18 protein-coding genes are annotated in these 20,581 nt (G+C 67.1%); 10 read left to right on the top strand and 8 right to left on the bottom strand.

Annotated elements, in window-relative coordinates:
* Nucleotides 1-70: 70 nt before the first annotated feature.
* Nucleotides 71-2,512 (top strand): TonB-dependent receptor, encoded by a 2,442-nt coding sequence (locus tag O9281_RS03465; protein ID WP_298182775.1) that lies wholly within the window; start codon nucleotides 71-73, stop codon nucleotides 2,510-2,512.
* A 141-nt stretch (nucleotides 2,513-2,653) separates the two neighbouring features.
* On the opposite strand, the gene O9281_RS03470 is transcribed toward O9281_RS03465, so the two are convergent.
* Nucleotides 2,654-3,745, bottom strand: a complete 1,092-nt coding sequence (locus tag O9281_RS03470; protein WP_298182778.1) for a glycosyltransferase family 1 protein — start codon at nucleotides 3,743-3,745, stop codon at nucleotides 2,654-2,656.
* Nucleotides 3,742-4,635: a UDP-2,3-diacylglucosamine diphosphatase gene (locus tag O9281_RS03475; protein WP_298182782.1), complete on the bottom strand. Its 894-nt coding sequence runs from the start codon at nucleotides 4,633-4,635 to the stop codon at nucleotides 3,742-3,744. The genes O9281_RS03470 and O9281_RS03475 overlap by 4 nt, the downstream gene beginning before the upstream one ends.
* Nucleotides 4,636-4,808: 173 nt before the next feature.
* Here O9281_RS03475 and recN point away from each other — a divergent pair, with 173 nt between their 5' ends.
* The 4 genes from recN to O9281_RS03495 all read left to right on the top strand — a co-directional run bounded on the left by recN (nucleotide 4,809) and on the right by O9281_RS03495 (nucleotide 9,951).
* Nucleotides 4,809-6,473 (top strand): DNA repair protein RecN, encoded by a 1,665-nt coding sequence (gene recN, locus O9281_RS03480; protein WP_298182785.1) that lies wholly within the window; start codon nucleotides 4,809-4,811, stop codon nucleotides 6,471-6,473.
* A gap of 168 nt (nucleotides 6,474-6,641) precedes the next feature.
* Nucleotides 6,642-7,280 carry a hypothetical protein gene (locus O9281_RS03485; protein WP_298182787.1) on the top strand — a complete coding sequence of 213 codons (639 nt, stop codon included), beginning with the start codon at nucleotides 6,642-6,644 and terminating at the stop codon, nucleotides 7,278-7,280.
* A gap of 123 nt (nucleotides 7,281-7,403) precedes the next feature.
* Nucleotides 7,404-9,461 carry an NAD-dependent DNA ligase LigA gene (gene ligA / locus O9281_RS03490; RefSeq protein ID WP_298182790.1) on the top strand — a complete coding sequence of 686 codons (2,058 nt, stop codon included), beginning with the start codon at nucleotides 7,404-7,406 and terminating at the stop codon, nucleotides 9,459-9,461.
* Nucleotide 9,462: 1 nt separating this feature from the next.
* The gene (locus O9281_RS03495) at nucleotides 9,463-9,951 is read left to right on the top strand and encodes a CinA family protein (protein ID WP_298182793.1); all 489 of its coding nucleotides are present in this window, start codon (nucleotides 9,463-9,465) and stop codon (nucleotides 9,949-9,951) included.
* Nucleotides 9,952-9,984: 33 nt separating this feature from the next.
* Here the strand turns inward: O9281_RS03495 and O9281_RS03500 are convergent, their stop codons facing one another.
* Genes O9281_RS03500 through O9281_RS03515 form a run of 4 tightly spaced genes read right to left on the bottom strand, consistent with a single transcriptional unit; the run spans nucleotide 9,985 to nucleotide 13,435 of the window.
* The gene (locus O9281_RS03500; protein WP_298182796.1) at nucleotides 9,985-10,866 is read right to left on the bottom strand and encodes a DMT family transporter; all 882 of its coding nucleotides are present in this window, start codon (nucleotides 10,864-10,866) and stop codon (nucleotides 9,985-9,987) included.
* Between the two features lie 4 nt (nucleotides 10,867-10,870).
* Nucleotides 10,871-11,812 carry a 50S ribosomal protein L11 methyltransferase gene (locus O9281_RS03505; protein WP_298182799.1) on the bottom strand — a complete coding sequence of 314 codons (942 nt, stop codon included), beginning with the start codon at nucleotides 11,810-11,812 and terminating at the stop codon, nucleotides 10,871-10,873.
* The gene (gene bla, locus O9281_RS03510) at nucleotides 11,809-12,729 is read right to left on the bottom strand and encodes a subclass B3 metallo-beta-lactamase (protein ID WP_298182802.1); all 921 of its coding nucleotides are present in this window, start codon (nucleotides 12,727-12,729) and stop codon (nucleotides 11,809-11,811) included. The genes O9281_RS03505 and bla overlap by 4 nt, the downstream gene beginning before the upstream one ends.
* The gene (locus tag O9281_RS03515; protein WP_298182805.1) at nucleotides 12,719-13,435 is read right to left on the bottom strand and encodes an SDR family oxidoreductase; all 717 of its coding nucleotides are present in this window, start codon (nucleotides 13,433-13,435) and stop codon (nucleotides 12,719-12,721) included. Before O9281_RS03515 ends, bla begins: the two co-directional genes overlap by 11 nt.
* Before the next feature lie 125 nt (nucleotides 13,436-13,560).
* Here O9281_RS03515 and sdhC point away from each other — a divergent pair, with 125 nt between their 5' ends.
* From sdhC to sdhA, 3 genes are read left to right on the top strand one after another with little or no spacing between them, the layout of a single operon-like run.
* A complete protein-coding gene (gene sdhC / locus O9281_RS03520; RefSeq protein ID WP_298182807.1) occupies nucleotides 13,561-13,950 on the top strand; it encodes a succinate dehydrogenase, cytochrome b556 subunit in 390 nt (129 codons plus the stop codon).
* Nucleotides 13,951-13,964: 14 nt separating this feature from the next.
* Nucleotides 13,965-14,351: a succinate dehydrogenase, hydrophobic membrane anchor protein gene (gene sdhD / locus O9281_RS03525; protein ID WP_298182810.1), complete on the top strand. Its 387-nt coding sequence runs from the start codon at nucleotides 13,965-13,967 to the stop codon at nucleotides 14,349-14,351.
* The gene (gene sdhA, locus O9281_RS03530) at nucleotides 14,348-16,153 is read left to right on the top strand and encodes a succinate dehydrogenase flavoprotein subunit (RefSeq protein WP_298182813.1); all 1,806 of its coding nucleotides are present in this window, start codon (nucleotides 14,348-14,350) and stop codon (nucleotides 16,151-16,153) included. Before sdhD ends, sdhA begins: the two co-directional genes overlap by 4 nt.
* Before the next feature lie 67 nt (nucleotides 16,154-16,220).
* Here sdhA and O9281_RS03535 read toward each other — a convergent pair whose 3' ends face one another.
* Nucleotides 16,221-17,066 (bottom strand): universal stress protein, encoded by an 846-nt coding sequence (locus O9281_RS03535; RefSeq protein WP_298182815.1) that lies wholly within the window; start codon nucleotides 17,064-17,066, stop codon nucleotides 16,221-16,223.
* 266 nt (nucleotides 17,067-17,332) lie between these two features.
* Here O9281_RS03535 and O9281_RS03540 point away from each other — a divergent pair, with 266 nt between their 5' ends.
* Together O9281_RS03540 and O9281_RS03545 are read left to right on the top strand one after the other, a co-directional pair.
* A complete protein-coding gene (locus tag O9281_RS03540; protein WP_298182817.1) occupies nucleotides 17,333-17,734 on the top strand; it encodes a BlaI/MecI/CopY family transcriptional regulator in 402 nt (133 codons plus the stop codon).
* Entirely contained in the window at nucleotides 17,731-19,338 is a 1,608-nt protein-coding gene (locus tag O9281_RS03545) for a M56 family metallopeptidase (protein WP_298182819.1), read from the top strand. The genes O9281_RS03540 and O9281_RS03545 overlap by 4 nt, the downstream gene beginning before the upstream one ends.
* Before the next feature lie 64 nt (nucleotides 19,339-19,402).
* On the opposite strand, the gene O9281_RS03550 is transcribed toward O9281_RS03545, so the two are convergent.
* A complete protein-coding gene (locus tag O9281_RS03550) occupies nucleotides 19,403-20,551 on the bottom strand; it encodes an alpha-hydroxy acid oxidase (RefSeq protein WP_298182822.1) in 1,149 nt (382 codons plus the stop codon).
* Between the last annotated feature and the right edge of the window lie 30 nt (nucleotides 20,552-20,581).

A 20,581-nucleotide genomic window follows, 5' to 3' on the forward strand; every position in this document is an offset into this window, starting at 1 on the left:
TGGCCGGTCCCGCCACCATTGACGCAGACCGGACCGCCGGATGCGACCCGACCCAACCTGGAGCCGAGTCATGCATCCGTTCGTCCGTGCCGTCCTGTTTGCCACCACCGCCATCTCGCTACCGAGCATGGCCCATGCTGCCGAAACCGAAGCTGCGGTGCTCGCCGCCGAGGAGCAGGGACCTGACGCCAGTTCCGCCACCCGCGAATCCGGCGATGTGATCATCGTCACCGCCCGCCGCCGCCAGGAAACCGCGCAATCAGTGCCGCTGGCGATCTCGGTGATCCGGGGCGATTCCATCGAGGCGACCGGCAACTTCAATGTGGTAAAGCTGCAATCGCTGGCCCCGACCTTGCAGGTCTATACGTCCAACCCCCGCAACACGGCGGTCAACATTCGCGGGCTGGGCGTGCCTTTCGGCCTGACCAGCGACGGGTTCGAGCAGGGCGTCGGGATCTATGTCGACGATGTCTACAATGCGCGGGTCGCCGCCGCGACCTTCGATTTCTTAGATGTCGAACAGGTCGAGGTGCTGCGCGGGCCGCAGGGCACGCTTTATGGCAAGAACACCACGGCCGGGGCGATCAACATCACCACCAACCAGCCGACTTTCGATTTCGAGGCGCGGGCCGAGCTGACGCTGGGCAACCTCGATTTCACCCAGGCCAAGGCCGCGGTTTCCGGCCCGCTGTCCAGCAAGGTGGCGGTGCGGCTGGCGGGTGCCTTCACCAGCCGACGCGGCACGATCTACAATGTCACGACCGATCGCTACATCAACGAGCAGGACAACAAGGGCCTGCGCGCGCAGCTGCTGTTCGAGGCGAGCGAGAACCTTTCGATCACCCTTTCCGGCGATTACAGCTGGCAGGATCCCGAATGCTGCGGCACGGTCTTCGTTCGCACCGGGCTGACCCAGCGGGCGCTGGCCCGGCAGTACGAGGCCCTGGCTGCGCTCCAGAACTACCAGGTGGTCAGCCGCAATCCGTTCGACCGGCTGACCGACATCGACGCCAGCCTGAATGCCGGTAACAAGATCGGCGGCGCATCGCTGCGGGTGAAGTGGGACCTGGGCGATGGCACGCTGACCTCGATCAGCGCCTGGCGGTTCTGGGACTGGAAGCCCGAGAACGACCGTGATTTCACCGGCCTGTCGATCGTCGCGCGATCGCAGAACCCGTCGCAGCAGGACCAGTACAGCCAGGAGTTCCGCTATAACCACACCGGCGAGCGGTTCGACTTCGTGGCCGGGCTGTTCGGCTTTCACCAGCGGATCGATACGCAAGGGGTGGAGCAGCAGGGTGCCAATGCCAGCCGCTGGAACCTGACCGGGGCGCTCTCGCTCGATCCCTCGGTCCTGGCCGGGCTGACCGCGCGCAACACGCAGTACCTGAAGAGCACCAGCGCGGCGCTGTTCGGCCAGGTCAGCTGGAAGGTTACCGATGCACTGACGATCCAGCCGGGCCTGCGGCTGAATTACGACAAGAAGTCGGGATTCTATCAGCGGCGGGTGCTCGATGCACTGGGCAACGATGTGGCCGCCGCCCCGCCCAGCGCGGTGCGCACCGCGCGGCTGGGCGTGTACCAGCCGCAGGTCAGCGCCCCTTCGGTCAGCGACTGGAACTTCAGCTATGACCTGAACGTCAATTACAAGCTGGCGCCCGATGTGCTGGCCTATGCCACCTATGCCAAGAGCTTCAAGACCGTGGGGATCAACCAGAATGGCCTGCCGACCGATGCCGCCGGCAACCCGATCCTTTCGGCGGGCACGATCCGGCCGGAATCGGTCAATCACTTCGAGGTGGGCCTGAAGACCCAGTTCCTTGACCGGCGGGCGACATTCAATGTCACGGCCTTTCTGACCGAGATCTCGGACTACCAGGCCACGGTCACCAACGGTCAGCTCGGTGTGCTGCGCGGCTATCTGGCCAATGCCGACAAGGTCCGGTCACAGGGGCTGGAAGCGGACTTCAAGATCCGGGCCAGCGACCGGTTCAGCGCCTATGCCAATGCCGCCTATACCGACGCGAAGTACGTCCGCTTTGTCGATGCGCCGTGCCCGCCGGAACTGGCTGGCGGCACCATCGTCGGGGCGGGGCAGACCCCCAGCGCGCCGGGCACCCCCGGCGGTCTCAGCCCGGCCAATTGCGATATCTCCGGCCAGCGCCTGCCCGGCGTGTCGAAATGGGCCTTCTCCTATGGAGCAGAGGCGAATGTGCTGGTCTCCGCCTTTGGCAAGGATGGGCAGGTCTATCTGGGGGTCGACGGCAATTACCGCTCGGACTTTTCGTCCAACCCCTCGCCGTCGATCTACACCAATGTCGATGGCTATGCGCTGACCAACCTGCGCCTCGGTTTCCGCGGCGACGGCCTCGATCTCTACGGCTGGGTGCGCAACGTGTTTGCGGTGAACTATTTCGACCTGCTGCAGGTTGCGCCCAGCAATGTCGGCCTGATCGTCGGCCAGCCCGGCGATCCGCGCACTTTCGGGGCGACGCTCAAGCTGTCGCTCTAGCGCTTGCAGACCGGCGGCGGGTGATCTCCTCTCCTCGTCTGCCGCCGTCGGGATGCTGACGGTCCCTTTCATCCGGGGACCGGCAATCGGGAGCGGGGTGGCTGGTGCCGCCCCGCTCCTTAGGCTTTTCGCGCCGCTGCCTCAGGCGGGGGCCATGTCCATGGCCAACCGGGAATCGCCGCCAGTTTCGGCACCGATGGACACGCCCTCCAGCGCGGCGATGAACTGATCCGTGGCCCGGTCCCAGCTGTATCCGGCCCCGATCACGGCCGCGGCCATGGGATCGAGCCGTCGGGCGCGATGGATGGCCTGGATCAGGTTCTCGTCCAGCACCCCGATCGTTGCTGGCAGACTGTCGTCAGGGCCGCGCCCCCTGGGGCCAATAATGTCGAGCGGCCCCGCCACCGGGAAGGCTGCAACCGGCAAGCCGCAAGCCAGCGCCTCGATCAGTACCAGTCCGAAGGTGTCGGTCCGGCTCGGGAAGACGAAGACATCGGCCGAGCAATAGGCCCGGGCCAGCTCGACGCCCGATAGCGCGCCAAGAAAGCGCACGGCGGGATAAAGCGCCTTCAGCCGGGGCAGGTCGGGGCCATCGCCCACCACCACCTTGGTTCCGGACGTCGGCAGATCGAGAAAAGCGGGAAGGTTCTTTTCCGCCGCGACCCGGCCGACATAAAGCTGGATCGGGCCGGGCAGGGCGATCACTTGGGGCAAGGGTGCATGGCCCGGGTGGAACAGGCCGCGATCGATTCCGCGTGACCATAGGCGCCACTGCGGCAGGCCGCGCTCGCTCAGTTCCTTGCCCAGCGACTGGGTGGCGACCATGATCGCCTGGGCGGGCGCATGGAAGCGACGCAGCAGCGGCCAGAAGCGTTCGGGGCTGAGGCCGGTGCGCACCGCCGCATAGTCCGGAAAGCGGGTGTGGAAGGCCGTAGTGAAAGGCACGCCATGCTTCAGGCACCAGGCCCGAGCGCTCCAGCCGATCGGGCCTTCGGTGGCAATGTGGACAATGTCCGGGGCAAAGGCGTGCAAGGCCCGGCGCGTGCCAAAGCGCGGGGCCATGGCGAGGCGGATCTCGCTGTAGCCGGGCAGGGGCAAGGTGCGGAACTGTTGCGGGGTAATCAGCTCTATTTCGTGCCCGCGCGCGATCAGACCATTGACGGTCATCGCCAGCGAACGGACCACCCCGTTGATCTGGGGGTGCCAGGCATCGGTGCACAGGGCAATTCTCATAGCAGTTCCTCTTCCCGGTCGGCGGTGGCTGGGGCCTGGGCGGGGGTCTTGGTCCGGCTGCGACGGTCCTGATGCTGCATCCGGCTTTCGGCCGCCCAGTCGACGATCCGCATGGCACCGACCTGATCCTCGACCAGCGCGGTGCAACTCTCCACCCAGTCGCCATCGTTGTAATAAGTGATGTCGCCGATCTGGCGGATCTCGGCGCTGTGGATGTGGCCGCAGACCACGCCATCGACCCCCTGGTCGCGCGCGGCATGGGCCACGGCCTCTTCGAAGGCGCAAACAAACTGGACCGCGTTCTTGACCCGCTTCTTGAGGTGCGCGGAGAGCGACCAGTAAGGCAACTGCAACCGCTTGCGCACGGCGTTGACCACCACGTTGGCGCGCAGCAGCAGGCCATAGGCATGATCGCCCAGCACGGCCAGCCAGCGGGCATAAAGCACCACCCCGTCAAAGGCATCGCCGTGGGTGATCAGCAGGCGGCGGCCATCGGCGGTGCGGTGGATCGCATCAAGGGCAATCTCCACCCCGCCAAAGCTCATCCCCGCATAGCCGCGCAGCATCTCGTCATGATTGCCCGCGATCAGCACCACGCGGGTGCCGCGATGGGCCATTTTCAGGATCCGGCGCACCACCTCGTTATGGGCATCGGGCCAGTACCAGCCCTTGCTCAGCCGCCAGCCATCGACGATGTCACCCACCAGGTAGAGCGTTTCGCATTCGATGGCGCAGAGGAAATCGAGCAGCAGTTCAGCGTTGCAGCCGCGTGTGCCCAGGTGGACGTCGGAAATCCATACGGTGCGGAACCGCCGCTTCGGCCGAAAGCCGCGCGGTTCGGGGAGATTGAGCCAGGCGGGCAGCATACCCGGCAGGGGCAGTTCGGTCATCGGCGATCCCCATCGCTTGCCTTCGATGACCGGCCTTTGCCGTGCGCAGGTTGCAGCAATAAGACCGGATTACAGCCCTGTGACAGCCGGTGCAGAATCGTGGAAAGCGGCCTTGCATGGTCGTTAATGCCGGGTGACTCCGCTCCAGACCGCCGCTAGAACAGCCCGCGAACATGCTGACCACCCTGTCTATCCGCAATGTCGTTCTGATCGAGGCGCTCGACCTCGATTTCTCGGCTGGCCTTGGTGTGCTGACCGGGGAAACCGGGGCAGGCAAGTCGATCCTGCTCGATGCGCTCGGCCTCGTGCTGGGGGACCGGGCGGATTCGGGGCTGGTCCGCGCGGGTGAGGATCAGGCCAGCGTTACCGCCACTTTCGAATTTGCTCGCTTGCCCGACCCGCTCCGCGCCGCCCTGGTCGAGGCCGAGGTCGATCTGGAACCGGGCGAGCCGCTGATCCTCAAGCGGCGGGTCAGGGCGGATGGCGGGTCCAAGGCCTTCGTCAACGATCAGCCGGTGGGCGTGGCCCTGCTGCGCGAGCTGGCCCCGGCGCTGGTTGAACTGCACGGCCAGCACGATGATCGCGGCCTGGTCAATCCGCGCGGGCATCGGGTCTTGCTCGATCGCTATGCCGGGGGCGATATCGCTGGCGTGGAAGCGGCCTGGCGTGAATGGCGCGCAGCCGAAGATGCCCTGGCGGCGGCGCGCGCCGCGCTGGACCAGGCCAGCGCCGATCGCGACCTGTTGCTCGCGCACCTCGCGGAACTGACCGCACTCGCCCCGGTGGAGGGCGAGGAGGAGGAACTGGCCGGCGCGCGGGCCGATATGCAGAAGGGCGAGCGGCTGTCGGGCGATCTCGCCGAATTGCAGCACCTGTGGGCCGGATCGGATTCGGCACTGGCGACCCTGCGCGCCGCTGCCCGGCGGCTGGACCGGATCGCGGGTGAACATCCCCTGCTGGCCGAGGCATTGGCCGCACTGGACTGTGCGGTGATCGAAGCGGCCGAGGCCGAGGATCGACTGACCCGCGCTGCCGAGGCGCTGAGCCACGATCCGGCCCAGCTCGACCGGATCGAGACCCGCCTGTTCGACCTGCGCGCCGCTGCCCGCAAGCACCATTGCACGGTCGATGACTTGCCCCGTGTCGCTCGCGAGCTGCGCGCCCAGCTCGACGCGATTGAGGGTGGCGAGGCGGGGTTGGCCGAGTTGGAGGATACCGCCCGCGCCGCCGGAACCGCTTATCGCGCCCTGGCCGAGGCCCTGTCCGCCAAGCGGCGCGAAGCGGCGGGGCGGCTCGATGCGGCGGTGGCGGCGGAGCTGGCCCCGCTCAAGCTCGATGCCGCGAAGTTCCGCACCAGCGTCACCGCGCTGCCCGAGGAGCGCTGGGGCCCGGCGGGCAGCGAGGCAGTGGAATTCCTGATTTCGACCAACCCCGGCGCGGACTTTGCGCCGCTGGCCAAGATTGCCTCGGGCGGAGAGCTTTCGCGCTTCATCCTCGCGCTCAAGGTGGCACTAGCCGAGCAGGGCGGGGCGGCGACCGTGATCTTCGACGAGATCGACCGTGGGGTCGGCGGGGCGGTCGCCTCGGCCATCGGCGAACGCCTGGCGCGGCTCGCGAGTGGCGGTCAATTGCTCGCGGTCACGCACAGTCCGCAGGTCGCCGCGCGCGGCAGCCAGCACTACATGATCGCGAAGTCGAGCGAGGGCACTGTCACCCGCACTTCGGTGGTCCTGCTCGATCAGGCCGGGCGGCAGGAAGAGATCGCCCGGATGCTCTCCGGCGCCGAAGTGACGGCCGAGGCGCGCGCCCAGGCGGACAGGCTGCTGGAGGGGGCGTGAGCCACGCGAAGCCGGCGGATCCGTGTGACACGGTGTGACCGGTCGAGCGCGCGGAAATGACCTGGCTATTGCTGGCGACCGTGCTGGCCCGCAATGTACCGGTACATTGACTTTCCAGAGCGGAAAGTAACAGCGTTTGAACCGGGTTCAAAGTGGGGAGTTTTTCCGATGACTTTTGTTTTTGACCGCCTGACGCGTCCGGTCCGACTGTTGCTGGCCGTGCTGCTGATGGGGCTGGTTCCGGCGGCGGCCCATGCGGCCAAGTGGTATGTCGACAACACGCTGGGCGAGGTGAAGCCCGAGGAGAAGGTTCTGCCGAAGAACCCGAAGCCGCTGCAGGTGATCTACGAGTTCCAGCGCGATGGGGCTGCGCATGCCCGCGCCACCAAGGAAACCAGGGGCTATGCGCTGGCCGCACTCACCGGCACCGGAGCCTTCGCCAGCGTGGCCGAGACACCCGTGGCCGAAGGCGCAGTCCTGAAGATCCGTTTCAACAACGTGGTCAAGAAGGAGGAGATGGATAAGGCCAAGAAGGACGGGTTCCGCGCCGGACTGGGATTTGGCCTGTTCGGCGGCGTGGTCGCCACCGACTATTACGTCGTCACGCTGGAATATGTCGCAGCGCCCGGCGCGGCGCCGATCGTGACCACGGTCAATCATGCCCTGCACATGAAGTTCGGCAAGAAGGACGTCGAGATCCCCGGGACCGAGGTCAAAGGGGTCAAGCTGGCGGTTGAAACGGTTGTGCGCCAGGCACTGGCTCGCGGCGTCAACAACATCGTCGCCGATCCGGCTTTCCCGCAGTAAAGCGAACGCAATTGACGCGCAAAAACGTTGGTTCGGGCGGCGGGGTGCTGGTCATTCCCGCCGCATCCGGGCATTAAGCCCCCTTGAAGCGGAGCCGCAGCTTTGCGGCCAAGGGGAGAACCGATGACCACGATTTCCGAAGCCGATGCCGCAAACGAGCTGATGCGGCTGGCCAAGGCGATCGCCTATCACAACCGGCGTTATCACGCCGAGGATGCGCCCGAGATTTCGGACGCGGAATACGATGCGCTGGTGCGCCGCAATGCCGAACTGGAAGCCGCTTTTCCGCACCTGATCCGGCCTGACAGCCCGAGCCGTCAGGTCGGTCACGAGGTCGCCGCCTCGCCGCTCGCCAAGGTGACGCACGAGGTGCGGATGATGAGCCTCGACAACGCCTTCGCGGACGAGGACGTGGCCGATTTCGTGGCTCGCGTGCGCCGCTTCCTGGCCCTGCCGGAGGATGCCGAAGTGGCGATGACGGCAGAGGACAAGATCGACGGCCTGTCCTGCTCGCTGCGCTATGAGCATGGCCGGCTGGTCCGTGCCGCCACCCGTGGTGACGGGCAGGTGGGCGAGGATGTCACCGCCAATGTCGCGACCATTGCCGATATCCCGCAGAGCCTGCGCGGCAACGTGCCCGACGTGTTCGAGGTGCGCGGCGAGGTCTATATGGCCAAGGCCGATTTCGTCGCGCTCAACGCGGCGCAGGAAGCGCGCGGTGACAAGGTCTTTGCCAACCCGCGCAACGCGGCGGCGGGGTCGCTGCGGCAGAAGGACCCATCGGTTACCGCCAGCCGTCCCTTACGCTTTTTCGCTCACGGCTGGGGCGCGGCGAGTGCCGTTCCTGGTGCCACCCAGCGCGAGGTCATGGCCGCGATTGCCGCCTGGGGCGTCCCCGTTTCGCCGCTGCTGGTGCGCTGCGACAGCGTCGAGCAGATGCTCGCCCATTATCGCAGCATCGAGCATCAACGGGCTGATCTGCCTTACGATATCGATGGCGTGGTCTACAAGGTTGACCGGCTCGACTGGCAGGAGCGGCTGGGCTTTGTCGCCAAGGCGCCGCGCTGGGGCATTGCCCACAAGTTCCCGGCCGAACGGGCTGAAACCACGCTGGAAGCAATCGATATCCAGGTCGGCCGGACCGGCAAGCTCACCCCGGTCGGGCGGCTGAAGCCGGTCTCGGTTGGCGGGGTGGTGGTGTCGAATGTCACGCTCCACAACCGCGACGAGATCGCCCGGCTGGGCCTGCGCGTGGGCGACCGGGTGGTGCTGCAACGCGCGGGGGACGTGATCCCCCAGGTGGTCGAGAACCTCACCCACGAGACGCCGCTGGAGGCCTATCCCTTCCCCGATCATTGCCCCGAATGCGGCAGCGAGGCCGTGGCCGAGGAGGGCGAGGTCGACGTGCGCTGCACCGGCGGGCTGATCTGCCCGGCGCAGCGGGTCGAGCGGCTGAAGCACTTCGTCAGCCGCGCCGCGCTCGACATCGAGGGGCTGGGCGAAAAGTCGATCATCGAGTTTTTCGAGCTGGGCTGGCTGGAAAGCCCCGCCGATGTGTTCCGCCTCCGCCGTCGCCGCGCCGAGCTGGTCGGGCGCGAGGGCTGGAAGGACAAGTCTGTGGACAACCTGTTGACAGCAATCGAGGCCAAACGGTCACCCGATGCCGCGCGGCTGCTGTTCGGGCTGGGTATCCGCCATGTCGGCGCGGTGACCGCGCGCGACCTGCTCAAGCGGTTCACCACGCTTGAACGGTTGCGCGAAGTGGCCGAAGCGGCGCAGAGCGGCGATGCCGAGGCGCAGGCTGACCTCACCGGGATCGACGGGATCGGCCCGGCCGTGGCCGAGGCCCTGGGCGATTTCTTCCACGAACCGCACAATGTCGTGGTCTGGGAAGACCTGCTCTCCGAAGTCACCCCGCCGCCCTATGTGGTCGAAACGAAGGACAGCGCCGTGGCAGGCAAGACGGTGGTCTTTACCGGCGCGCTTGAGACGATGAGCCGCGACGAAGCCAAGGCCCAGGCCGAACGGCTGGGAGCCAAGGCGGCGGGATCGGTTTCGGCCAAGACCGACCTGGTCGTGGCCGGGCCGGGGGCGGGGTCGAAGCTGAAGAAGGCGCAGGAACTGGGGATCGAGGTGATCGACGAGGCTGCCTGGGCCGAAATCGTGCGGGCGGCGGGCTGATATGCTGGACGAACTAAACCCCCAGGCGCTGCGGATTGCCGAGGCCTTGAAGGCGCGGCGCGAGAAGATCGCGGTGGCCGATGGCGCGACCGGCGGGCTGATCGGCGCGGCGCTGCTGACCGTGCCGGGGGCGCTGAAATTCTATGTCGGCGGGGGGATCGTCTATTCGTTCCGCGCCCGCGACGTGCTGTTTGCCCTGCCGGGCGAGGCCTATGAGGGGATGCGATCGGCGACGCCGGAATATGCCCTGCTCCAGGCCCGGGCGATCCGTGACAATTTCGGCGCGGACTGGGGCATTGCCGAGACCGGATCGGCTGGCGGCAGCCGCCATCCGCTGGGCGTGGCTTCGGGCGAAAGTGCCTGCGCAGTAGTGGGGCCGGGGGTGGAGCTGACCCGCGTTACCACCACCGCCAGCGATGACCGGATCGCCAACATGGCGGCCTTCACCCGCGCCGCGCTGAACCTGCTTGAAGCGGCACTTGCGCGTTAGGCCACCGGCACACCGTTAGCACGCAGGCGGCACTCAGGAGTGCTCTTGCGCCTCGGCAATGGGGGCCTTGGTGCGCCTGAGGGCGACGATCAGCACACCGGTGAGCGCGATGGCCGATCCGACGATCATCTGCGTGTCGAGCTGGTCGTTGGTGATCACCACCCCCAGGCCGATCGTGGCGAGCGGGGTGATCAGGGTGAGCGGCGCGATCAGGTTCGCTTCATAGCGGGCGATCAGCACATAGTAGAGCGTGTGCGCGCCGACCGAAACGACCAGCGCCGAGAACACCACTGCGGCCATGAACTGCCACTTCACCGCCGCCAGCTGGCCCCAGTCGGGCGTTTCGAGCACCAGGGTAAGCGGGGCGAGCAGGAGCGCGCTGCTCATCCCGACCCAGGCCTGGAACCGCAGCGGGGCGATATCCCCCATCTGCTTCATCAGCACCGCGCCGAGCGAGCCCGAGGCGGCGGCGGCGAGGACCAGCAGCAGCCCGGCAGAAATCGCGAAGCCCGGTTCCCAGACCACCACCAGCACCCCAATCAGGGTCAGCGTGATGCCCAGCCCCCGACGCCAGTGGATCCGCTCGCCCAGGATAAGGATCGACAGCAGGGTGGTGATCGGCACCCCGGCCTGGCTGACCACTGCCGCAGCCGAGGGCGAGACGGTTTGCAAGGCCATGAACAGCAGGGCGAAGCTGCCCCCGCCCATCAGCAGGCCGACCGTGACGATCCGCCAGGCCGGGCGCGGAATCGGGCGCAGCCAGGGCAGGGTAAGCGCGGCGACCAGGACGAAGCGCACGGCGGCATAGAGCAGTGGCGGCACCTGCCAGTCGCTGACCACGACCTTGCTGACCACGTTGTTGGTCGCCCAGATCAGGCAGATCCCGACCAGCAGCAGGAAATCGCGCAGGCTCACCCGGCTACCAGCGCTTCGCCCAGTCGGGGGCCTGGCCGGGGCGCCCCGCGCGCTTCCGCAGCCACAGGATCGACCAGTCGCCATTGACCAGCCGCGCCGCCAGCCTGAGGCCAGCGCGGCGCGCCGCGCGCCGCACCTGGGCTTCCTGTGTTTCGAGCAGGCCCGCCAGCAACAGGTGCCCACCCGGCACCATATGCCGGGCGAAATCGGGCGCGAGGCCGATCAGCGGCCCCGCCAGGATATTCGCGATGATCAGGTCATAAGGCCCGCGCGCCGCCAGCAGCGGATGCTCCATGCCATCGGCCACCAGCATGGTCAGCTCACCCGCCCGCGCGCCCAGCGGCACGGCATTGCTGACAGCGTTATCCTGCACCACGCCGACGCAGACCGCGTCGATATCGCTCGCCGTGGCCAGGGCGCGCGGCCAGAGGTGCAGCGCGGCAAAGGCCAGCAAGCCGGTGCCGGTGCCGATATCGGCGCAGTTCTTCACCACCACGCCCTGCCGCTTCATATGGGTCAGCATGGCGAGGCACCCGGCGGTGGTGGCGTGCTGGCCGGTTCCGAAAGCCTGGCTGGCGGGAATGCAGAAATCGCGCAAGCCCGGTGCGGCCAGCGGCGGGTGTTCGGGCGTATGGACGTGGAACACTCCGGCGCGGATCGGCTCCAGCCCCTGCTGGCTGGCGGTCAGCCAGTCGGTTTTGGGCAACTGCTCGATTGCCAGTTTCGGCGGGGTTCCGGAAAACAGGGCGAGGACCGCCGCCTTGTCGGCCTTGGTCGGTTTGCGCGGCAGCCAGGCTTCCAGCTGCCAGTCGTCGGGCTTGTCCTCGGCGATCTCGCTGCCCGAAATGACGATGTCGGGATCCCAGTCCCACGCATCCTCGTGGGCCAGCAGGGCCGCCTCGATCACCGGGCGGGGGGCCAGGGCGGTCAGTTTCCAGCTGGTCACTTGGGCCGGGTCTTCTTCTTCTCGGCCGCTTCCTCGGCCAGCCGCGCCTCGAACTGTTCGGTGGCAGCGGCGGCATAGCTGCGGCAGGCACCGAACTGGACCAGCGGCTTGGCGCCGGACAGACGCGGGAACAGATCGCTGGCTGCAGGATGCGGGGTGATCAGGATATCGCAGGGCAGGCCCGCGATCACCGCCAGCCCCTGGCGCGCTGCGGCCACACGCTGCGGGTTGTCGCTGAAGCGATAGCCATCGGCGGAAACTGTGCTGGCACTGTCGGCATAGGCAATGGTCCGGCAGACCGCGCCTTCGCATTCGCGCCAGGTCCAGCTGGTCGAGCCGGGGGAGTGCGTCGGCGTGGCCCAGGCGGTGAAGCCCGTCACGCCTACCATCAACCTGCTGGCGTGGGGCTGGATGCGATCGACCTTGACCGGCAGCATCGGCTCCTTGACCAGCAGCGGGGCTTGCGGGTCGGCCGGATCGGGCTGGCCGGTGCGCAGCATGGTGGCCTGGTTCGGCCCGGCGACGATCCGCGCACCGGTCTGGCGCTGGATTTCGGCCAGGCCCCCAGCATGGTCATAATGTTCATGGCTGACCAGGATCCAGCGGATCAGGCGGGGCGAAAAACCCAGCTTGCGGACATTGGCCAGCACCAGCTCGGCCGCTTCGGGCACTCCGCCATCGAGTAGCACCAGCCCCGCCGGCGTTTCCACCAGCAACGCCGTGATCCCGCAGGTGCCGACGTAGTAGGTATTGCCGAATACCCGCGCGGGCGGTGCCGGATCGGCCCAGCCATCGCGCCCGGCACAGGCGGCGGCGATGTTGCGATCGGCCCCGGGGCGCGGCAGCAACGGCTGGCTGGCCGCCGGAGTTCCGAGTGCCAGGCCGGCAAGCGCGGCGAGGACAGGCTTAACGGACATAGCTGGCTCCATTGGCATCGAGCACCGCCCCGGTCATGCTTTCGGGCGCATCGAGCGCGCAGAACACGGCCATGGTCGCGATCTCTTCCGGCGTTGCCACCCGGCCCAGCGGGATATCGGCCAGCAGCCCCGGTCCGCCCCGGCTGGCGAGGTAATCCCCGGCCATCGCCGTATCGGTAAAGCCCGGGCAGATCGCATAGCTCATGATGCCGCGCGCCGCATATTGCCGGGCAATGGTCTTGTGCAGGCCGATCATCCCGGCCTTGGCGGCGGCATAGTGCCAGTGGTCGGGCGAATCGCCGCGATAGGCAGCGCGGCTGGCGACGTGGACGATCCGGCCCGCTCGCCCGTCCTCCAGCCAGTGGCGCACTGCAAAGCGGGATAGTTCGGCGGCGGCGGTCAGGTTGATCCGCAGCGCATCTTCCCAGTTGTCCAGCCATACGATGTCGGACAGGCCGATCGGATTGGCCTGAAACTGCCCGGCATTGTTGATCAGCACGTCGATCCGGCCATGGCCGCGTTCAAGGGCAGCTTCCCAGATCCGCCCGGCGGCGGTGGGATCGGTCAGGTCCGCGCCAATCGTGTCGGCGTCGATCGCCCGGGTGGCATGGCCGATCACCTGGATGCCGCGCGCGGAGAGCGCGGTGCGGATCGCGGCGCCGATCCCGCGCGATGATCCGGTGACGAGTGCGGTCAGTGTGGTCATGGCCCCGCTCTAGGGCTTTGGTGCAGGTGCGCCAAGCCGCCGCTTGCACCGTGCATCGTTTTGACTAAGGGGAATGGCGCAAGGGTGGCACGAGCCATCGCAAGACAGCACAGGGAACCGCTCGCATGGCCGGAGCCAGCAACCGTCCGATTTCGCCGCACCTGCAGATCTGGAAATGGGGGCCGGCCATGCTGGTCTCGATCCTCCACCGCGTTTCGGGCGATGGCCTGGCGCTGGTCGGCCTGGCCGTGCTGGTGTGGTGGCTGGGCGCGCTGGCCGGAGGCGAGGCGAGCTATGCCGCGTTCACTGCCCATGCCTCGGCCTGGTATGGCAAGGTCGTGCTGGTCGGCCTGACCTGGGCCTTCTTCAATCACATGGCCTCGGGCCTGCGCCACTTCGTGCTGGATATCGGCGCGGGCTATGAACTGAAGAACAACGCGCTGTGGTCGGTGCTGACCCCGCTGATTGCCCTGGCGCTGACCGGCGCCACCTGGGCCTATATCCTGCTGCGCTGAGAGGGACGGAAACGATGGGTAACGGAACCAATATCGGCCGCGTCCGGGCGCTGGGTTCGGCGCATTCGGGATCGCATCACTGGCTGATCCAGCGCTTCACCGCGATCGGAAACCTGATCCTCGGCCTGTGGCTGCTGTTCGCGCTGGTCGGCCTGCCTGACCTGGCGTTCAAGACGGTGAAGGCCTGGGCGGCCCAGCCGCTCAGCGCCACGGGGATCGCGCTGTTCGTGCTCTGCACCTTCTGGCACGCGCGGCTGGGGCTGCAGGTGCTGATCGAGGACTATGTCCACGAACACGCCAACAAGTTTGCTGCCATGGCGCTGCTTAACCTTGCCACTTTCGCCGGGGCCGCCTTCGGCCTGTTCGCCATTGTCCGCATTGCTCTGGGAGCCGCTGCATGAGTGCCGCCTACAAGATCATCGACCACGTCTATGACACGGTGGTTGTCGGCGCGGGCGGTTCGGGCCTGCGCGCCACGATGGGCAGCGCCGAAGCCGGGCTGAAGACGGCCTGCATCACCAAGGTGTTCCCCACCCGCAGCCACACCGTGGCGGCGCAGGGCGGAATTGCGGCCTCGCTGTGCAACAACACGCCGGACCACTGGACCTGGCACATGTACGACACCGTTAAGGGGTCGGACTGGCTGGGTGACCAGGATGCGATCGAATACATGGTGCGCGAAGCCCCGGCCGCGGTTTACGAGCTGGAGCACGCGGGCGTGCCGTTTTCGCGCAACCCCGATGGCACGATCTACCAGCGCCCGTTCGGCGGGCACATGCAGAACATGGGCGAAGGCCCGCCGGTGCAGCGCACCTGCGCTGCGGCGGACCGCACCGGCCACGCCATGCTGCACGCGCTCTACCAGCAGAGCCTGAAATACGACGCGGACTTCTTCATCGAATACTTCGCGATTGACCTGATCATGGACGGCGGCAAGTGCGTCGGCGTGATCGCGATCTGCCTTGATGACGGTTCGATCCACCGCTTCCGCAGCCATGCCGTGGTGCTGGCGACGGGTGGCTATGGCCGTTGCTATTACACCGCCACTTCGGCCCACACCTGCACCGGCGATGGCGGCGGCATGGTGCTGCGCGCCGGCCTGCCGCTGCAGGACATGGAATTCGTGCAGTTCCACCCGACCGGCATCTATGGCGCGGGCGTGCTGATCACCGAAGGCGCGCGCGGCGAGGGCGGCTACCTGACTAACTCCGAAGGCGAGCGGTTCATGGAACGCTATGCCCCTTCGGCCAAGGACCTTGCCAGCCGCGACGTGGTATCGCGCTCGATGGCGCTGGAAATCCGCGAAGGGCGCGGCGTTGGCCCGAACAAGGACCATATCTTCCTGCACCTCGATCACATCGATCCCAAGGTGCTGGGCGAACGCCTGCCGGGGATCACCGAAAGCGGCAAGATCTTTGCCGGCGTCGACCTGACCCGCCAGCCGCTGCCCGTGGTGCCGACCGTGCACTACAACATGGGCGGCATCCCCTGTGACTATCACGGCCGCGTGATGACCATCGGCCCCGATGGCGATCCGGAAACCCCGGTCGAAGGCCTGTTCGCGGTGGGCGAGGCGGCCTGCGTTTCGGTCCACGGCGCCAACCGCCTGGGCTCGAACTCGCTGATCGACCTCGTGGTTTTCGGCCGCGCCACCGGCCATTATCTGCGCGACAATGTCAAGCCCGGCACCGCCAAGCCCGATCTGCCGAAGGATTCGGCCGACATGGCGCTGGGCCGGCTCGATCACTTCCGCCACGCCAAGGGCGGCTCGCCCACGGCGCAGATCCGCACCGAGATGCAGCGCACGATGTCCATGCATGCCGCCGTGTTCCGCACCGACGAGCTGATGGCCGAAGGCAAGGACAAGCTGGCCGCGATCTACAAGCGGATGGAAGACGTCCAGGTTTCCGACCGCTCGCTGATCTGGAACTCCGACCTGATCGAGACGCTGGAGCTGGACAACCTGATCAGCCAGGCCTCGGTCACGCTGCATTCCGCGCATAACCGCAAGGAATCGCGCGGCGCCCACGCGCACGAGGACTTCCCGGACCGCGACGACGCCAACTGGATGAAGCACACTGCCGCCTGGTTCGACGGCTGGGGCGGCAAGGGCGGCGAAGTGAAGATCGATTACCGCCCGGTCCACGAATTCACGCTGACCGACGACGTGGAATACATCAAGCCGAAGAAGCGGGTGTACTGATCCGCCCGTTCAGGCGTCGAAAACAGAAGGGCCGGGGTGGCAGCACCCCGGCCCTTTTCGTTCCGGATCAATGCGCCATCAGCACCGGCAGCCGCAGGTTGCCAAGCACGCCCAAAGTGGCGCCGCCCAGGATGAATTGCCGCAGGCGGGAATGGCCATAGGCGCCCATGACCAGCAGGTCCGAGCCCGCTTCAAGTGCGGCGTCCTGCAGCGCTGCGCCGATGGTGCGCTTGCCCTTGTTGTGCTGAGCATGTGTGGCGATCAGCCCGCGCCGTGTCATGGCGCGCAGTTGTTCGTCGGTCGATATGCTGGTTGCGATCTCCTTCTCGTCACCGATGGTCAAAAACACCACCTCAGCAACCCCCGGCAGCACGGCCAGTGCATCGCCCAGCGCGCGGGCAGCGGGCCGGCTGTTGTCCCAGGCCACCGCGATCTTGCGGGCAGAGAAGGCAGCGCTGTGATCGCGCGGAACCAGCAGGACCGGCCGCCCCGATTCGAACAGCAGGCCTTCTGCCACCATCCGCTCGCCCAGCAACCCATCGTCGCAGGTGCCGATGATGGTCAGGCTGTGCAGCCGGGCGTGGTCATCGACGAAGGGGATGAAACCGCGCGAGTGATCGATTGCGGTGATCGTATCCAGATCGATACCTGCCGCCTGCGTGGTCCGCGCAAGGGCCGCCGCATTTGCCTTGTTGCGCGCCTCGAGCATGGCGCTGTCCTCGACCAGCTGATCGTGAGTCCGGCCCTTTGGGCTGGCGGCGATGGCGGCAGCCGCGGCAAGCATCACGGCAGTCAGGCCCATCCGATGCTGTTCGCATAGGTTGAGCGCCAGTGCGGTGGGTCCTTTGTCCAGCGTGAAGGTTTCGACCGGTGCATAAAGCATCACGGTCGGCCGGGGGGTGGATTGGGTCATGTTCAGTGATCCTCAAGGCCAAGCTGATGGTCGAGGTGCGCTGGTTCCGCTGCAAGCCGAGCCGATACCGGGCGCACCCGATGCGGTCCGACATCACGACCAATCGGTCGCCAGAGGGGCCCGGTCCCGCTGTTGCATCGTCTAGCCGAACGAAGCTGAACCGCCATTGATCAAGGTCAAGGGAAGGGCTGCTTGCAATCCGTTCATCCGGGCTTCATGTCTACAACCGTAGTCGATTACGGGTGTAGACATTGAGGGGTTTGCTCATGGCGGACGATTCGCCGCAGAATGAACGGATTACCGAGGCCGAGCAGGCCGTGATGGAGGCGCTGTGGGCCAAGAGCCCGCTCACCGCGAACGAGGTGGCCGATGCGGTGGCCCCGGCGCGCGGGTGGGGCCTGCCCACGGTCAAGACGCTGCTGTCGCGGCTGGTAGCCAAGCAGGCGGTCGAGACCGCGCCCGACGGCAAGCGGTTCCTCTATAGCCCACGCATTGCCCGGTCTGAATTTGCCACTGGCGAATCGAAGCGGCTGGTCGAGCGGCTGTTCGGCGGTTCGGCCGCTGGCCTGTTCGCGCACCTGGCCGAGGCCGAGGCGCTGTCCGACAAGGACCTCAACCAGATTGAAGCCTTGCTTAAGGAGCTTCGCGGCCAGGAGGTGGGCAAATGAGCTGGCTTATCGACACCCTCATCGCCACCGGCGCGCTGATCGCGCTGGTGCTGGTGCTGCGCGGGCCGGTCTCGCGCCATTTCGGGCCGGGCATGGCCTATGCGCTGTGGGCATTGCCGCTGCTGCGGCTGGTGATCCCGCCGCTGGTCCTGCCGGCCCCGGCCCGGCCCGAGGCAGCCCCGATGTTGGCCACGACCATCGATCTTGCCCCGGCGGCTGCCGCGGCCCCGGTGGCCGGACCGGCGCTGGACCTGGCCTGGCTCGAGCCGCTGCTCCTGGCGCTGTGGCTGAGCGGGGCGCTGGCCTATCTGGGCTGGCGGGCCGCCGGCTATGTCCGGTTGCGCCGCGAGATCCTGGCCGAGGCCAGCCCGGTTGGCGATGTCGGGTCGATCCGGCTGATCGAAAGCTCCGCCGTCCCGACCCCGCTGGCCTTTGGCGTGCGTGACCAGGTGATTGCCCTGCCGGTGGGCTTCATGGCCCAGTCCGATCGTGCCGCGCGTGACCTGGCCATTGCGCATGAGCTGGAACACCACGCCGGGCGCGATCTGCTGGTCAACATGGCGATGCAGCCGCTGCTGGCGCTGCACTGGTTCAACCCGCTGGCCTGGCTGGCCTGGCGCGCCCTGCGGCGCGATCAGGAGGCTGCCTGCGATGCCCGCGTGATCGCCGGGAGCGATCGCGCCACCCGCGCCGCCTATGGCGCGCTGATTGCCGATTTTGCCCGCGCCCCGCGGGTTTCGATTGCCGCTTCGCTGGCCTGTCCGGTCGTGGGCGAAGCATCCGTCGTCCATCGTTTGAGGAGCCTCACCATGTCCGATCCCACCCCCGCGCGGCGCCGCCTTGGTGGCCTGCTGCTGGCCGCTGCCGGCCTGGCCCTGCCGCTGACCGCCTCGATTTCCTATGCCGCCGCCGATCCGGCCGAACCGGCCAAGCCGAAGGTCGAAACCCGCAAGGAGATCGTGATCGTCGATCATCCCGATGGTGCCGATCCCAAGGACCCGAAGCTGGCCACCCGCGTGATCGAAAAGGATGGCAAGACCATCGTGCTCAAGACCGCGAAGCCGCTGACCGATGCCGAAGTGCAGGAACGCATCGCCAGGGCCGAAGCCAGCATGAAGGATGCCGAGGCGATGGTCTGGACCGGTACCGGCAAGGACGGCGAAGGCCGCCGGAAGATCGTTACCATGGTGCAAAAGCACGGTGACCACGCCGCCGAAGACGGCAAGCCTGGTGAGCGCCGCCGCGTGATCGTGATGAGCGGGGATTCGGTCGATATCTCGAGCGATCCGGCCGCTTCGGTCATGACCTTCCGCAACAAGGACGGCAAGCCGGGTTCCTTCGCGGTCGTCTCGCACGGCAATATGCTGGCCTGCGCCGATGGCGGCGAAAGCGGCGGCGTGACCGAGGAGACCGAAAAGGATGGCAAGCGCCAGGTCGTCAAGATGCGCTTCTGCAACAAGGGCGGCACGCCGGCCATGGCACTCGAAGCGATGAAGCAGGCGCGCGAGCGGATGTCCGAGAACAAGGAACTGTCGGCCGAGATCAAGGAGCGCGTGCTCAAGAGCCTCGACGAGCAGATCGCCAAGATGTCCAAGCAGGGTTGAAGCTAGCCCCTTTGCAGTCCTGCCAGGAGCGGCGGGGGCGGAGCAATCCGCCCCCGTTTTGCCGTCAGCGCCAGCGCAGCCGGTCGGGCGTGAGCTGGTCTACCCGGGTCACGCCCATCAGCTTCATGCCGCGCTCGATCTCGTCCTTCAGCAGCATGATCGCGCGTTCGACCCCATCCTGCCCAGCGGCGGCCAGGGCATAGAGATAGAGCCGCCCGCCCGATGCCGCCGTGGCCCCGGCGCACAGGCTTTTCAGCACATGGGTGCCGCGCCGCACCCCGCCATCGCAGATGATCTCGATCTCGCCGCCCACGGCATCGACGATTTCGCGCAGCTGGTCGAAGGGGGCGCGGCTGCCGTCCAGCTGGCGCCCGCCGTGGTTCGAGATCATGATCGCGTCGGCGCCGATCTCGACCGCGCGGCGCGCGTCGGCGGCGCTCATCACGCCTTTCAGGCAGAAAGTGCCGCCCCACTGTGCGCGGATGTCGGCGGCGGTGTGCCAGTCCATCGACTGGTCGAGCATGGTGTTGAAATAGCCCGCGATCGAAACGGCCTCGCCCGTCCCTTCGACTACATGGGTATCGAGGTTGGGCAGGCTGAACTTCTCGCGCAGCAGGTAATCCAGCCCCCAGCGCGGCTTCATCGCATAGCCCAGCAGGTTGCGCGCGGTGAACTTGGGCGGGCTGGTGAAGCCCGAACGGGCGCAACGTTCGCGCTTGCCGGAAACGATCGTGTCGACCGTCAGCGCGATGCAATCGAACTGCGCCGCCTGGCAGCGTTCGATCATCGAGCGATTGAGGCCCTTGTCCTTGTGGACATAGAGCTGGAACAGCTTGGGCCCCTTGGTCAGCGCCGCCGTCTCCTCGATGCTGACCGTGGCGAGGCTGGAGATGCCGAACCACAGGCCATGCTTTTCCGCCGCCTTGGCTACGGCCCGTTCGCCCTGCCAGTGGAACACCCGTTGCAGCGCGGTGGGGGACAGCATCAGCGGCAGCGTAGACTTGCGACCCATCAGCGTGATCGAGGTATCGATCTCGGCCACCCCGGCCAGCACGTCCGGCACCAGGTCGGCCTGATCAAAGGCGCTGGTGTTGCGCACCTTGGTAACTTCATCGTCCGCCGCACCATCGATGTAATCGAACACCGGCCAGGGCAGGCGGCGGCGGGCCAGCTCGCGGAAATCGGCGATGTTGTGGCAATCGGTCAGGCGCATCGCGCTTGGGCTAGCCCAGCGCCGGGGCAG

This window comes from Novosphingobium sp. (genome assembly GCF_027531025.1).
Taxonomy (GTDB): Bacteria; Pseudomonadota; Alphaproteobacteria; order Sphingomonadales; family Sphingomonadaceae; genus Novosphingobium.

Coding starts and splice junctions, on each gene's coding strand:
- O9281_RS03465 (WP_298182775.1), top strand. CDS start 71: ATGCATCCGTTCGTCCGTGCCGTCCTGTTTGCCACCACCGCCATCTCG.
- O9281_RS03470 (WP_298182778.1), bottom strand. CDS start 3,745: ATGAGAATTGCCCTGTGCACCGATGCCTGGCACCCCCAGATCAACGGG.
- O9281_RS03475 (WP_298182782.1), bottom strand. CDS start 4,635: ATGACCGAACTGCCCCTGCCGGGTATGCTGCCCGCCTGGCTCAATCTC.
- recN (WP_298182785.1), top strand. CDS start 4,809: ATGCTGACCACCCTGTCTATCCGCAATGTCGTTCTGATCGAGGCGCTC.
- O9281_RS03485 (WP_298182787.1), top strand. CDS start 6,642: ATGACTTTTGTTTTTGACCGCCTGACGCGTCCGGTCCGACTGTTGCTG.
- ligA (WP_298182790.1), top strand. CDS start 7,404: ATGACCACGATTTCCGAAGCCGATGCCGCAAACGAGCTGATGCGGCTG.
- O9281_RS03495 (WP_298182793.1), top strand. CDS start 9,463: ATGCTGGACGAACTAAACCCCCAGGCGCTGCGGATTGCCGAGGCCTTG.
- bla (WP_298182802.1), bottom strand. CDS start 12,729: ATGTCCGTTAAGCCTGTCCTCGCCGCGCTTGCCGGCCTGGCACTCGGA.
- O9281_RS03515 (WP_298182805.1), bottom strand. CDS start 13,435: ATGACCACACTGACCGCACTCGTCACCGGATCATCGCGCGGGATCGGC.
- sdhC (WP_298182807.1), top strand. CDS start 13,561: ATGGCCGGAGCCAGCAACCGTCCGATTTCGCCGCACCTGCAGATCTGG.
- sdhD (WP_298182810.1), top strand. CDS start 13,965: ATGGGTAACGGAACCAATATCGGCCGCGTCCGGGCGCTGGGTTCGGCG.
- sdhA (WP_298182813.1), top strand. CDS start 14,348: ATGAGTGCCGCCTACAAGATCATCGACCACGTCTATGACACGGTGGTT.
- O9281_RS03535 (WP_298182815.1), bottom strand. CDS start 17,066: ATGACCCAATCCACCCCCCGGCCGACCGTGATGCTTTATGCACCGGTC.
- O9281_RS03540 (WP_298182817.1), top strand. CDS start 17,333: ATGGCGGACGATTCGCCGCAGAATGAACGGATTACCGAGGCCGAGCAG.
- O9281_RS03545 (WP_298182819.1), top strand. CDS start 17,731: ATGAGCTGGCTTATCGACACCCTCATCGCCACCGGCGCGCTGATCGCG.
- O9281_RS03550 (WP_298182822.1), bottom strand. CDS start 20,551: ATGCGCCTGACCGATTGCCACAACATCGCCGATTTCCGCGAGCTGGCC.